The 12,840-nt window shown below is 73.8% G+C and carries 12 protein-coding genes; 8 read left to right on the top strand and 4 right to left on the bottom strand.

Annotated elements, in window-relative coordinates:
- From ACFP1Z_RS33345 to ACFP1Z_RS33330, 4 genes are all read right to left on the bottom strand, one after another.
- Window positions 1–391: adenylyl-sulfate kinase (locus ACFP1Z_RS33345; RefSeq protein ID WP_390321811.1), on the bottom strand; the 391-nt coding region annotated here is incomplete at its 3' end.
- Window positions 388–2,097, bottom strand: a complete 1,710-nt coding sequence (locus ACFP1Z_RS33340; protein WP_390321809.1) for an FAD-dependent monooxygenase — start codon at window positions 2,095–2,097, stop codon at window positions 388–390. The genes ACFP1Z_RS33340 and ACFP1Z_RS33345, both read right to left, overlap by 4 nt.
- A 17-nt stretch (window positions 2,098–2,114) precedes the next feature.
- On the bottom strand, window positions 2,115–3,755 hold the full coding sequence (locus tag ACFP1Z_RS33335) for a carbamoyltransferase family protein (RefSeq protein ID WP_390321807.1): 1,641 nt from the start codon (window positions 3,753–3,755) through the stop codon (window positions 2,115–2,117).
- 42 nt (window positions 3,756–3,797) lie between these two features.
- Complete coding sequence (locus tag ACFP1Z_RS33330) at window positions 3,798–4,859, bottom strand: methyltransferase (RefSeq protein WP_390321805.1); 1,062 nt, start codon at window positions 4,857–4,859, stop codon at window positions 3,798–3,800.
- Window positions 4,860–5,428: 569 nt separating this feature from the next.
- On the opposite strand from ACFP1Z_RS33330, the gene ACFP1Z_RS33325 reads away from it, so the two are divergent.
- The 8 genes from ACFP1Z_RS33325 to ACFP1Z_RS33290 form a co-directional block, all read left to right on the top strand.
- Window positions 5,429–5,800 (top strand): MmcQ/YjbR family DNA-binding protein, encoded by a 372-nt coding sequence (locus ACFP1Z_RS33325; protein WP_390321803.1) that lies wholly within the window; start codon window positions 5,429–5,431, stop codon window positions 5,798–5,800.
- 83 nt (window positions 5,801–5,883) lie between these two features.
- Complete coding sequence (locus ACFP1Z_RS33320) at window positions 5,884–7,212, top strand: alkaline phosphatase family protein (protein WP_390321801.1); 1,329 nt, start codon at window positions 5,884–5,886, stop codon at window positions 7,210–7,212.
- 178 nt (window positions 7,213–7,390) lie between these two features.
- Complete coding sequence (locus ACFP1Z_RS33315) at window positions 7,391–7,789, top strand: VOC family protein (protein ID WP_390321799.1); 399 nt, start codon at window positions 7,391–7,393, stop codon at window positions 7,787–7,789.
- Window positions 7,790–7,895: 106 nt separating this feature from the next.
- The gene (locus ACFP1Z_RS33310) at window positions 7,896–8,261 is read left to right on the top strand and encodes a hypothetical protein (RefSeq protein WP_390321797.1); all 366 of its coding nucleotides are present in this window, start codon (window positions 7,896–7,898) and stop codon (window positions 8,259–8,261) included.
- Window positions 8,251–9,678: a hypothetical protein gene (locus tag ACFP1Z_RS33305; protein ID WP_390321795.1), complete on the top strand. Its 1,428-nt coding sequence runs from the start codon at window positions 8,251–8,253 to the stop codon at window positions 9,676–9,678. The genes ACFP1Z_RS33310 and ACFP1Z_RS33305 overlap by 11 nt, the downstream gene beginning before the upstream one ends.
- Entirely contained in the window at window positions 9,675–10,850 is a 1,176-nt protein-coding gene (locus ACFP1Z_RS33300; RefSeq protein WP_390321791.1) for a cytochrome P450, read from the top strand. The genes ACFP1Z_RS33305 and ACFP1Z_RS33300 overlap by 4 nt, the downstream gene beginning before the upstream one ends.
- A gap of 101 nt (window positions 10,851–10,951) precedes the next feature.
- Window positions 10,952–12,370, top strand: coding sequence for an FAD-binding oxidoreductase (locus tag ACFP1Z_RS33295; RefSeq protein ID WP_390321789.1), 1,419 nt, complete (start codon window positions 10,952–10,954; stop codon window positions 12,368–12,370).
- 73 nt (window positions 12,371–12,443) lie between these two features.
- A partial coding sequence (locus tag ACFP1Z_RS33290) for an ROK family protein (RefSeq protein WP_390321787.1) occupies window positions 12,444–12,840 on the top strand: 397 nt, incomplete at its 3' end.

Here is a 12,840-nt window from a genome sequence, read left to right as displayed (position 1 = left end):
TCACATCCCGCACCGCACACACCTCCACCGGAGTCGCCACCCACACCTCCACGAACGGCGTCCCCGCCCCCGCATGCCGCTTGCGCACCGCCTCCCGCGCATCCGCATACGGCGCGATCACCGGCACGAGAACGAGGACGCCGTTGCGCGCGAGGACTTCGGCCATGAGGCCCACGCGTTGGACGTTGGTGTCGCGGTCGGCGCGGGAGAAGCCGAGGCCGGCGGAGAGCAGTGCCCGGTTCTCGTCGCCGTCGAGGATCTCCACGCGGCGCCCTTCGCCGCGCAGCCGCTCGGCCACCGCGCGGGCGATCGTCGTCTTGCCCGCACTGGGCAGACCGGTCAGCCAGACGGTGGCTCCGGGCCAGCAGGTGCAGAAGGAAGGGGGGTTCATGTGCGCTCCCAGAGGTCCGGAAAGTGCTCTGCCAGGGTGAGGGGGCACCGGTCGGCCGGGAGCCTGTGCGGGGCTGCCGCCGGGAGGGCGAGGACGCGGCGCAGGATGCGGGAGAGACGGCTCCGCAGGGCGGATTCGGGCAGGGGGACGTCGCTCGTGACGCGCCAGGCCACCATCCCGTCGGGCCGTACGAGTACCGCGCCGAAGCGTCCCGTGCCGGCGGTGTGGGCGAAGTCGGCGTCGTGCTGGGCGAGTTCACCTCTCGGCGCGGGCAGGTGGTGGCCGCGCAGCGGTACCCCGGTCTCCCGTGCCGCGTCGTCGGCCGCCCGTACGGCCGTGGGGTCGGCGGACAGCAGGGCGAAGCCGTCCGTGCACAGGTCGAGGGTGGAGATCCGGCGTCCGCGCGGCGTGCGCCACCACAGGTGGGGCAGCCGGGTGCCGGGCTCCCCGGTCAGCCCGAAGGCCGGCGGGAACGGGCCCCCGGGCGGTGTGCCCAGGATCGCGGCCGAGTGGTAGCGGTAGCCCATGAGCAGGGTGCGGGGGTCGCATCTCGTGGCGCCGCCGAGCGACTCGGGGGGTATGCCGTCGAGGAGCAGGGACTGTTCGGCGGTGGCGGCGCCGACGGGGCGGCGCTCCGCTTCGTAGGTGTCGAGGAGGTCCTCTCCGGCCCAGCCCCGCAGGACCGCGGCGAGTTTCCAGGCGAGGTTGTGGGCGTCCTGGAAGCCGACGTTGGAGCCGTAGCCGCCGGCGGGCGGGTGCAGATGGGCGGCGTCGCCGATGAGGAACACCGGTCCGGCGCGGTAGCGGGTGGCGAGGCGGTGCCGGGCCTCCCAGCGGAAGACGGTGTCGATACGTGCGTCGGTGCCGGGGTCGCCGATCGCCGCCCGGACCAGGCGGAGGCAGGTCGCCGCCGGGTAGCGGCCGTCGGGGCCGGCGAGTCGCGGGTCGTAGTCGACGGCGGCGGCCCAGCGGCCGGGGGTGTTGAGTTCCATCACGGCACCCGAGAACCCCGGGTTCTCGATCATGCACATGAAGAAGCGGCGCTCGCCGACGAGCCGGGACAGGTCGGCCCGGAAGAGGATGCTGACCCGGCGGGCGACGGTTCCCAGGCCGTGGTGGGCGATGCCCGACCAGCGTGCGGTCGGGCCCCGTTTGCCGTCGGCGCCGATGACGTACCGGGAGCGGACGGTGAACATCCTTCCCGTGTCGAGGCACCGGATACGGGCCAGGGCCCCGTCCGGCGCGAGGTCGAGGCCGATGACCTCGTGGCCGGGGCGGACATCGGCGCCGGCCCGGCCCGCCGCGCGCGCGAGCAGCGGTTCCATGAGGTCCTGGCCCAGCCAGTAGGGCGGGCAGGGCCCGGGTACCGCGAGTTCCTCGTGTCCCGTCTCCAGGACGCCGGCGGTCCGGACGCGGGCGAGGGAGCCGGCTTCCAGGACCACTCGGGGCAGGACCCGCGCGGGTTCGGTGCGGGTCCGGGGGTCGTCCTCGCGCACCACCTCGAACCCGGTCCTGCGGATGTCGTCCTCGATGCCGGCCGCGCGGAAGAGTTCCATGGAGCGCCGGCTGACGTGGGTGGCCCTCGGCACCGCCGAGGTGGCGTGGCGCCGGTCGGCCAGCAGGGCGGGGACGCCGAGCCGGCCGAGGAAGAGGGCCGCCGCGAGCCCGGTCGGCCCTCCCCCGATGACGAGTACCGGTATGTCCACTCTGTCCACCGCGTGCCTCAGCCCTTGCTCGCCAGCCGGTCCCCGACGACGAGGTGGTCGAGGCGCATGGCGGCGAAGGCTTCGACGGCGTCCTCGGGGGTCTCGACGATGGGCCGGCCCGCGACGTTGAAGGACGTGTTGAGCAGGACCGCGCAGCCGGTCAGTTCCTCGAATCTGCCGAGCAGTTCGTGAACGCGCGGATTCTGCCGGGAGTCGACGGTCTGGAGGCGCGCGGTGCCGTCCACGTGGGCGGCGGCCGGGATCGCCCCGGGCCGGGTCACCCGGGCCACGATCAGCATGTAGGGCGAGGGCTGGCCGAGGTCGAAGTAGTCCGCCGCGCGTTCCTCGCGGACGACGGGCGCGTACGGGCGGAACCACTCCCGGTGTTTGACGTTGTCGTTGAGGTGGTCGCGTACGGAGGCGGGGAACGGGGCGGCGAGGATGCTGCGGTGTCCCAGGGCCCGCGGCCCGAACTCGGAACGGCCCTGGTACCAGCCGACGATCCTGCCGTCCGCGAGGAGACCGGCGACCCGGCCGGGGAGGTCGTCGGGGGTCTCGACGGTGAAGCCCGCGCGGGCGAGCGCCTCGTCGGCGCGCCGTGCCGGGTACTCGGGCCCGAGGTAGGCGTTCTCCAGCGCGGGCAGCCGGTCCATGGGCACCCCGGCCAGCCGGTGCAGCCCGTAGTAGGCGCAGCCGAGGCTGATGCCGTTGTCACCGGCGGCCGGGACGACGAAGATCCGCTCGAACGGGGTCTGTTCGAGGATGCGGCCGTTGGCGACGCTGTTGAGTCCGACCCCGCCGGCGACGCACAGGTCGGTGAGGCCGGTCCGGGTGTGCAGATCGCGTGCGACGTGCACGAGGGCGCGCTCCAGGACCTCCTGTGCCGCCCGGGCGAGTGCGGCGCGGTCGTCGAACTCGCCGGAGGCCACGAGCCGTTCGAAGACGTGGCTGGCCTTGGCCGCCGAGATCGCCACTCCGCCGTCGGGCCGCAGGGTGACCAGCTCCGCCACCTCGTCGACGAATCTCTCGTCGCCGTAGGGTGCCAGCCCCATGGTCTTGCCGTCCTCGCTGACCGGGTAGCGCGTCGTGGGGCCGGTGTGGGCCAGGCCGAGGGCCAGGCTCGCCGCGCGGTAGAAGTGGCCGAGCGAGTTGTCGGTCTCCCCGGGCTGGTAGTAGGCGCTCTCCGAGGCCGCGTCGACGGTATGGCTGCCGGTGGTGCGGACGACGAGTTCGAGTCCGTCGGGTCCGGCGGCGTAGCCGCTGATGGTCTCGGCGCGCCGCCCGCCCGGCCCCGTCCGCTCCCCCTCGACGAGGCTGCCCGAGTTGTCGCACACCAGGACCGCCGCCCGGGTCATGCCGGAGGCGCCGAACGCGCTGTAGGCGTGGGCGAGATGGTGGTTGACGACGGTCACCCGCTTGCGGAACGAGTGGTAGAAGGGGCGCGGCACGAGTTCGCAGGCGACGACGTGCTCGACGGTTTCGGCGCTCGCGCCGAGCGCGTCGAGGCAGGCCCGCCTGCTGACGCCCGCGAGCAGGTCCGTGCCCAGCCCGTACTTGCTGCCGACCAGCCGTTCCTCGTCGACGGCGAACAGCCGTCGGCCGTCGGTGGCGCAGGAGGACCAGTCGTGTCCGGAACCGCCCAGGCCCAGCACCGTCATGGTGGGTTTCTCCTTCACTTCGTGCGGTCGGCGGAGGCGGTTTCAGTCGGCCCGGCGGATCTCGACGAGGCGCAGCGGCCCCGGGCCGCAGGAGAACGAACGCCGCACCGCGAGGCCGGCCTGTGCCAGCAGTGCCGTGAACCCGGCCAGCGACCGCTCGGCTCCGCCGACCAGGACGAGCAGCAGCAGATCGACGCAGAGGGTGGAGGCGGTGGGCCGGTCGTCGAGGAGGTTGTCGATCACCAGCAGGGTGGACTCCGCGGTCATGGCGTCGTGGACGCGCCGCAGGATGGCGACGATGTCGGCGTCGGTCCAGTCGTGCAGCACGTGTTTGATCAGATAGAGGTCGGCGCCGTCGGGGACGGTCGTGAAGAAGTCCCCGGGTACGATCTCGCAGCGGCCCAGGAGCCCGCGCCCGTCGAGGAGTTCGCGGGCCTCCTCGGCGACGGCGGGGCGTTCCAGCAGGATGCCGCGGGTGCGCGGGGAGGTGTCGAGGACGGCCGCGAGCATGCTGCCGCGTCCGCCGCCGATGTCGACGACGAGGCGGCTGCCGGAGAAGTCGTAGGCGGCGGCGACCTGTCTGCTCTCGGCGAGCGACACCGAGCCCATGGCCCGGTTGAACAGTTCGCGGGCCGTGTCGTCGTCGCGGGTCAGGTCCCAGAAGGAGGTTCCGTTGGCTTCCTCGAAGGAGGCCTTGCCGGTGCGGATGCTGTACGTCAGCTGTTCCCAGGCCCGCCAGTGCCAGGGGGCGGCCTGGAAGCGGGCGTCGGTGGCGACGGGTGAGGCCGGGTCGGGCAGCAGGACCTCGGAGAGACCGGAGTGGCCGAAGGTCTCGCCGTCGTCCTCGGCCCGGAAGATCCCGATCGTGCTGAGCAGGACGAGCAGCCGACGCAGCGCGGACTCGTCGGCGCCGCTGGCGGCGGCGAGTTCGGCGACCGGGCGCGGGCCCTTCTCCAGCAGTTCGGGGATGCCGAGGTCGACGGCCGCGTGCACGGCCCGGGCCTTCCAGGCGCCCTGCAGGATGTCGTTCACGGCGGCTTCGGCGGCCGCGCGGCGTCCGTCGTGGGCCGCGGGGCTGCTGAGCGGTTGTTCCTCGGCGGTCATGGGGGTCCTCCATCGCGGGTCCGGGCAGTCGTGCGCGGTGGGGCGCAGGGGTGCCGCGTGTTCGAGAGGGTGCTGGGGCGCTGGACGTCCGTAGGGAACGGGCCGGATGCGGCGGGCGCGGGCGGGCTCCGGGAAGGCGGCACGGAGCGCGGGCCGTCGGGGACTCCCGGACGAAGGAGGGGCTGTGGGGCAGGGGGAGTCCGGGCGGGATCAGTGAGACTGTGCCAACGGAGGATTCGCCGCGTCAAGATTGCCTCCCCGGGCTCGGGGTTATGGCCGGAACCCTGCCCGTACGGGCCCGGGGCCGCGGCTGCTCGCGGCGGGGCCCGGACCGGGGTGCCGGGGTGGCCGGGAGCTGCGGATTCCGGCCTTCCGGCCGGGGGGTCGGCGGGGGCCCGGGCCCACCGTGGGGCGGGAACTGCGCACGGCATATGCACGAGGAGTTTCGGTCAATCGTCTCCCGGAGGCCGCACTGATCGCCTCCATAACTCACCTTCCCCTTTAGGCTGTTGGGAACCCCTGAGCACCTGCGGCCGACAAGCGCCGCGCACGAGAGAACTGGTACCGCCATGACCCCTGAGCAACTGTCCGACCTCGCTCTGGACCTGCCCGAGACGACGGAGGACGAGGCGTTCGGCCCGGGAGCGGCCGTCTTCAAGGTCGAGGCCAAGGTGTTCGCGATCCTTGAGCACGCGTCCGGCGGCACTCCGGCCCAGGTGACGCTCAAGTGCGAGCCGGATCTGGCGCTTGAGCTGCGCGAGCAGTACCCGGCCGTGGGCCCCGGCTACCACGTCAACAAGCGGCACTGGAACACGGTGGTGCTGAACGGGACCGTCCCCGGTGACGAGATCCGGGAGATGGTGGAGCACTCCTACGACCGTGTGATCTCGGGCCTGCCCAAGGCGGTCCGCGACCGCCTGCGCCTGCTGCGCGCCGCGTAGCGGGATCGTCGCGCCCGGGCCGCCGCCCGCCGTCCGGGGTGCCCCGCCGGCGGGCCGCCCCGGCACATCCCCAGGAGCCACGCATGACGCACCGTCAGCGCGTTGTCGTCGTCATCACCGAGGGAGCCGCCCCCGAGCTGCTCGACCGCTGGTGTGCCGAGGGGCTGTTACCGGGCTTCGCCCGGCTGAGGTCCGAAGGCACCTGGGGGGCGCTCCGGGCCGAGGGCACCCCCTACGAACCCCCCGGCCTGCTGAGCCTGCTCACCGGGGCACGCGCCGCCGACCACGGCTTCTTCTCCTACTGGACCTGCCACGACCCCTCCTACACCCCGCGGGTCCTCACCTCCGGCGACCGCCGTCACCCGCTGCTGTGGCAGCAGGAGGTCTTCGCCGGGCTGCGGTTCGCCTCCATCGGTGTCTTCGGCACCCATCCCCCGGAGCCGTTCGACGGCTCGCTGATCACCTACCCGATGTACGCGACCCTGCATGCCTGCCATCCCCGGGAGCTCCAGCGGGAGCTGGCCCGGCAGGGCATCAGGCCGGTGCACGACGTGTCGGTCTTCTGGACCGGGCAGCCCCGCGACGAGCTGCTGCCCGCCCTGCTGGAGGCCGATGTGCAGCGCGGCCGCGCCGCCCTGGCCCTGCTCGACCGGTCCGACGCCGTCATTGTCAACCTCACGAGCATCGACCGGTGTTCGCACATCTACTGGCAGGAGCTGGAGAAGGGGCGGGAGCACGAGAGGGACAGCGCCGTGTTCGCCGCGTACCGCACCTGCGACCGCGTCCTGCGGGACGCCCTGGAGCGGGCCGACGACCGCACCACCGTGCTGGCCTTCTCGGAGATCGGTTTCGGCCCGCTGCGCACCTACTTCTCCGTCAACGACGAGATGGCCGCGGCCGGCTTCCTCACCGCGGGCGAGGGCGGCGCGGTGGACTGGACGCGCACCCACGCCTTCGAGGCGGTGCAGGGCACGCACGGCGTCAACATCAATGTGCGCGGCCGCTACCGGGACGGGCAGGTCTCCGCCCGCGACTACGCCAAGGTACGCGCCGAACTCACCGGCATGCTGCTCGAACGCGTCAACCCGCGGACGGGCAGACCGTTCTTCAGCGCGGTGCGGCCGCGCGAGGAGGTCTATCCCGGCACGGCGGTGGAAGCGGCCCCCGATCTGATCCTGGAACCCGCCGACTGGCGCTATCTCCCGCTGGGCGACACCCGGTGGGCCTCGCACGTGCACCGTCACTGGCAGAGCGGCTGGCACCGCAGCGACTCCTACTGGGCCGCGCTGGGGCCGCTGTTTCCCGCCGGTACGGCCGGACGCACCGCCGCGCCCGCCGACATGGCCGCCACCCTGTGCCGGACACTCGGCCGTGACACGCCCTCCGACTGGGGCGGCACCCCCTTGACCTGAAATCGACGGTCCGCCGCCCGGAAACACCCCCGGCAGTGCCGCCGATTAGGAAAAGACTGCCCCAGGTCACTACCGTACGGGCGTCAACCACTCGTGGACTCCGGGCCGTTCGGCCCGCTTTTCGCCCAACGGTCTCTCGGATTCCCCCCATTGAGAAGTGCCCGAAAGGAACCCCCGCATGTCAGCAAGGATTTCCCTGTTCGGTATCGTGGTCGAGGACATGGCCAGGTCTCTGGCGTTCTACCGCAGGCTCGGTGTCGACATTCCCGCCGAGGCGGACGCCCAGCCGCACGTGGAGGTCGCCCTGGGCGGCGGGGTCCGGCTCGCCTGGGACACGGTGGAGACGGTGCGCAGCTTCGATCCGCACTGGCAGGCCCCCACCGGCGGACACCGGATCGCCATCGCCTTCGACCTCGCCGAGCCGGCGGCCGTGGACCGCGTCTTCACCGAGCTGGTCGAGGCGGGCCACGAAGGCCACCTCAAGCCGTGGGACGCGGTCTGGGGCCAGCGGTACGCCATCGTCAAGGACCCCGACGGCAACGTGATCGACCTGTTCGCGGCGCTGCCCTCGGCCTGAAATCCCGGGCCCCGGCACCGGGTTCACAGGTGCCGGGGCCCCTGCCGGGACGTTCCGCCGTCCCCCGTCCGGCCTCGCTGATGTCCGTCCCCGGAAAGGTGAGCACATGTCCGTACGAGCGCCCCAGCGGTGGCGCGCACCACGCCGCGTGATCGCTCCCGCCCCCGACCGCACCGACCTCGACGGCCTCGCCGCACGCGCCTCGCTGGCCCGCCAGGACCCCGGGCCCGCGGACCTGCTGCCGGTCTCCGCCGACGTGGTGGATTCCGCGCTCTCCGCCGGGCTGCGCACCGGATTCCTCGGCGGCCCGTGGCGGGACGGATTCCCGCGCTATGCCTGGCACTGCGCGAGCGGCGCCGACGGCGTACGGGTCCTGGAATTCCGGCTGACGGGCCGGGTGCCGGGCGAATACGCCGGATACGAACTCCACCCCAGCGAGTGGCCGGAAGGACTGTCGAACCATGTCGCTTGAGTTCCGACTGGAATGGGAATGGCTCGACGCCCCGCACACCTCCGCGCGGGAACTCGGCGCGACCTGGGCGCGGCTGCGGATCGCCGTCGGCGGGGAGACCGTCACCCTGGTCCAGGAGCCGGCGACCCGCACGTTCCGTGAGCACACGGTGGGTTCGCTGTATCCGCTGGCGGAGTGGGTGGCGTTCAACTGGTTCTCGCTCGTGGCCGACGCCCGGCCCGGCACCCAGATCTCCCAGCTGCGCTTCGCCTACCGCCACGGGGTGGGCGACGACCGCGGCTCCTGGTGGGTGCGCTCGCGCCGGCACATCCTGCGGGCCGCCTGCGACGGATTCCACTGGCCCGATCTGCTCGTCGTGCCGGAGGGCCGGCAGACCCGCGTGGTGTGGATGCCCGACATGGGGCCCGACGTCCGCCCGGGGAACCGTTTCGCCGGCCGGGGCAACGCGGTGGTCGGCAGCGAGCAGTTCGCCGCCGCCCTGGCCTCGTTCGTCGACGCGACCGTCGCGCGTCTGCGGCGGGCGGGCATCGAGGACACCCCGCTGCAGGAGGAGTGGAGCGGGGTGCGGCGCACGGAGGAGGACGCGGAGGAGGCCGCCTTCTGCCGCGCGGCGGCACGGCTGGGACTCGACCCCTACGCCGAGGCCGCGCCGTACGAGGACGCGATCGCCAGAGCCGTCAAGGAGCTCCCCGATCCGCTCGCCACGGACTTCCTCAACGGGGTGGGCCCGGACCGGATCACCGATCAGCTGCGCTGGGTGGCCCGCGCCCGCGAGCTGATGGGCCGGGCCCCCGCGGACGCCGCCCCCTCCCCCGAACTCGCCGAACTGCGCCGCGCCTGCGCCGATCTGAGCGAGCGGTTCTTCGCTCCCGGCGCTCTCGACGACCCCTGGCAGCTGGGCTACGAGGTGGCCCACCGGGTCCGCGCGTGGGCGGGCCTCGACGACACCGCCCCCTTCGACCCCTCCCCGCTGATGACCTACCGCACCGAGCAGGTCCCCTACCGCGACCGCGGGCTCGTCGCCCTGGGCACCCTGTCCGGCCGCGACGGCGCGGCCCTGGTCTCCTCGCGCCGCTTCACCGACCGGCCGCGCCGCTTCCTCCAGGCCCGCGCGCTGTGGCACCTCGTCTGCGACGTCGACGACACCTTCCTCATCGCGGCGGCGCACACCCACCGCCAGCACGTCGCGCGCGGCTTCGCCCTCGAAGTCCTCGCCCCCGCCGAGGGGGTCGCGACCCTGCTGGCCGACCCCGCCCACCTGGTGTCCGCCGAGGACGTCGAACTGATCGCCGACGACTACGGCGTGGGCAACATCGTCGTGGAACACCAGCTGGACAACCGGGTACTGGCCAGGGACTTCACCTGGCCCGGCCGGCGAGGGCCCGGCACGCGCCGCGTCCGGGGCGGGGCCGCATGACCTTCCCGTTCCCGCCCGGCCCGCGCGGCACCGTACCACCGCGGTACGCGCGGCTGCTGGCCGACGAGCCCGTCAGCGAGGTCACGCTCGCCGACGGCACCACGATCCGTCTCGTCACCCGCTACGAGGACGTCCGTACCGTGCTGAGCTCGGAGCGGTTCAGCCGCTACCGGGCCGCCGTCCTGCCCGGAACGGGACTGGGCCGCTCGCAGGGCACCGGCCTGGTGGACCTCGACCCGCCGGCCCACACCCGGCTGCGCGACCCGGTCGCCGCCGCGTTCGCCCCCGGGCGGACGGCCCGGCTGCGCCCGAGGATCGAGGCCGTCGCCGACGGGATCCTCGACGCGCTCCCCGCCGGGGACGGCCCGGTGGATCTCGTCGGCGGCTACACCGCCCCGTTCGCGGGCCGCGTCGTCTGCGAGCTGCTCGGCCTGCCGGGCGAGCAGTGGCGGCAGTTCACCGGCGGCGCCGAGACGCTGCTCACCCCCGGCCTCCCCGAGGCGCGGGCGCGGGCCGCGCGACTGCGGCTGCGCGACGCCCTCCTGGAGCTGCTGACGGCCCGCCGGGAGACTCCCGGGGACGACGTCGCGAGCGTCCTGCTGTCCGACGGCGGGCAACTGACCGACGACGAGCGCGTACTGCTCCTGCACGGTCTGATCGTGTCCGGTTTCATCGGCGTCCGCGACCTGCTCGCCCGGCACCTGTTCGCGCTGCTCGCCGAACCCGCCCTGCTCGCGCGCCTGGTCCGCGAACCGGCCGCGATCCCCGCCGCCGTAGGGGAGTTGCTGCGCTACTACCCCTCCAGCAACGACGGACTGCTGCGTGTCGCCACCGAGGACGTGGTGCTCTCCGGCACCCTCGTCCCCGCCGGTGCGCCCGTGCTGCCGCTGGTGTCGGCGGCCAGTCGGGATCCCGGGGTCTTCGACCGGCCCGATGTCCTCGACATCGACCGCCCGCCCGGCCCCGGTCACGGCCTCGCCTTCGGCGCGGGCCGGCACGCCTGCCCCGCCGCGGACCTGGCCGTCACCGAACTGTCCGTGGGCGTGGGCCGGCTGCTCGCGGCCTTCCCCGCACTACGGCTCGCCGTCGCGGCGGACGAGGTCGAGCACAGCTCGGCCCTGCTGCCGCTCGGCATCCCCGCACTTCCTGTCGTACCCGGCCCGCGCCGCTGAACCGGCGCGGGCCGCACGCGAGAAGCCGCCCGCGGCCGGGCCCTTCGGGGTCCGGGCACGGGCGGGAGTTCACGTCCATCCCGTCATGAAAGGTTCCACGGGTGAACACAGTCAGCCCCCCGGGAACGAGCGCGGCCGCACCGCTCGCACCAGCCGACGTCGAGGAGCTCCGGTCGCAGGTCGCCGGGCCCGTCCTGCTACCGGGGCAGGACGGCTTCGCCGAGGAGCACACCGGCTTCGAACTGTCCGTCGAGCACCGGCCGTTGGTGATCGTGTGCGCCACCGGGGCGGCGGACGTCATCGCCGCGGTGCGCTTCGCGGCGGCACGCGGCCTGCCCGTCGCCGTCCAGGCCACCGGGCACGGCAAGTCGGCGCCCGCCACCGGGGTCCTGGTCGGCACCCGGCGGATGACGGGGGTGCGCGTCGACCCCGAGGCGCGTACGGCCCGTATCGAGGCGGGCGTCCGCTGGGAGCGGGTGATCCACGAGGCGGCCGCGCACGGGCTCGCGCCGCTCAGCGGCTCCGCCCCGTTCGTGGGCGCCGTCTCCTACACCCTCGGCGGCGGACTCGGGCTGCTCTCCCGCGCGTACGGCAACGCCTGCGACCGCGTGACGAGCCTGGACCTGGTGACCGCGGACGGCACGTTCCTCCAGGTGTCCGCCGAGCGGCACCCCGATCTGTTCTGGGGAGTGCGGGGCAGCAAGGGCAACCTCGGCGTCGTCACCTCCGTCGAGGTCGAACTCGTTCCCGTGCGCGAACTGCACGGCGGCGGGCTGTACTTCGACGCCGACTCCACCCGTGACGTCCTGACCGCCTATCTGGAGTGGACGGACCGGGTGCCGGAGGAGCTGGCGTCCTCGGTCTTCCTGGCCGCCTACCCCGACGCCGAGGGGATCCCCGGGCCGCTGCGCGGCCGCTTCGTCACCCACGTCCGCCTCGCCCACCTGGGCGAACGGGCCGAGGCCGAGCGCTGGTTCGACGAGCTGCGGGCGGCCGGCACGGTCCTGATGGACACGGTCACCACCCTGCCGTACACCCGGGCCGGGGAGATCCACTCCGATCCGCCCTCGCCCGTGGCCAGTTACAGCAAGACGGTCATGCTCCGCAGGCCGGACGCGGAGGCGGTCGACGCGATCCTTCGGCTCGCCGGACCGGGGACCGACGCGGTCTTCGGTGTGGAGCTGCGCCACATGGGCGGCGCCCTGTCCCGGCCGGCGAAGACCCCCAGCGCGGCCGGCCACTACCCGGAAGCCGTCTTCAACGCCTACGTCGGCTCCCTGCTCGAACCGGGGCAGCGGGACGCCATCGACGCCGCGCAGCGCGAGATGCTCGACGCGCTGCGGCCCTGGACGGTGCCCGGGGTGGCGCTCAACTTCCTCGCGGGCCACAACACTTCGGTGGAGGTCACGCGCGGGGCGTACACACCGGAGAACTACGCCCGGCTGCGGGAGCTCAAGCGCCGCTACGACCCGGACAACGTCTTCCGGTCCAACCCCAACATTCCGCCGGCGTCCGCCTGACCGCGGGCACGGCCTGCCGGAGGGACCGGCCATCGGATACCTCGCGATCGACATCGGCGGCACGAAGGTCGCCGTGCGCTACGAGTCCGCGGACGGCGGCGTGCGCCGGGACACCGTCCTCGCCTGGCCGTCCGGCGGACCGGAGCAGGACGTGGCCGTCCTGGCGCGCGCGGTGGGCGAACTCACCGGCGCGGGCCGCGGCCCGGCGGGCGTGCGCGCCGCCGGGCTGGCCCTGCCCGCGAGCGTGCGGGACGGCCGGGTGACAGCCTGGCCGTCCCGCCCCTCCTGGACGGGGCTGGATCTCGACGCGGTGCTGGAGCGCGTCCTGCCGGGGGTGCCCACCGCCCGCGAGGACGACGGCTCGGCCGCGGCCCTCGCGGAGGCCGCCGCCGCCAACTGCCCGGACCTGGTGTTCCTGGGGCTGGGCACGGGCGTCGGCGGGGGGCTCGGGCTCGGGGGGCGCCTGCCCC

This window comes from Streptomyces gamaensis (assembly GCF_042656465.1).
Classification (GTDB): Bacteria; Actinomycetota; Actinomycetes; order Streptomycetales; family Streptomycetaceae; genus Streptomyces; species Streptomyces gamaensis.
This window is presented reverse-complemented; position numbering and strand designations above follow the sequence as displayed.

Bases quoted from the DNA above. Each gene is read 5' to 3' on its own strand.
- ACFP1Z_RS33320 (WP_390321801.1), top strand. From the start codon at position 5,884: ATGACGCACCGTCAGCGCGTTGTCGTCGTCATCACCGAGGGAGCCGCC.
- ACFP1Z_RS33335 (WP_390321807.1), bottom strand. From the start codon at position 3,755: ATGACGGTGCTGGGCCTGGGCGGTTCCGGACACGACTGGTCCTCCTGC.
- ACFP1Z_RS33305 (WP_390321795.1), top strand. From the start codon at position 8,251: ATGTCGCTTGAGTTCCGACTGGAATGGGAATGGCTCGACGCCCCGCAC.
- ACFP1Z_RS33330 (WP_390321805.1), bottom strand. From the start codon at position 4,859: ATGACCGCCGAGGAACAACCGCTCAGCAGCCCCGCGGCCCACGACGGA.
- ACFP1Z_RS33310 (WP_390321797.1), top strand. From the start codon at position 7,896: ATGTCCGTACGAGCGCCCCAGCGGTGGCGCGCACCACGCCGCGTGATC.
- ACFP1Z_RS33315 (WP_390321799.1), top strand. From the start codon at position 7,391: ATGTCAGCAAGGATTTCCCTGTTCGGTATCGTGGTCGAGGACATGGCC.
- ACFP1Z_RS33300 (WP_390321791.1), top strand. From the start codon at position 9,675: ATGACCTTCCCGTTCCCGCCCGGCCCGCGCGGCACCGTACCACCGCGG.
- ACFP1Z_RS33325 (WP_390321803.1), top strand. From the start codon at position 5,429: ATGACCCCTGAGCAACTGTCCGACCTCGCTCTGGACCTGCCCGAGACG.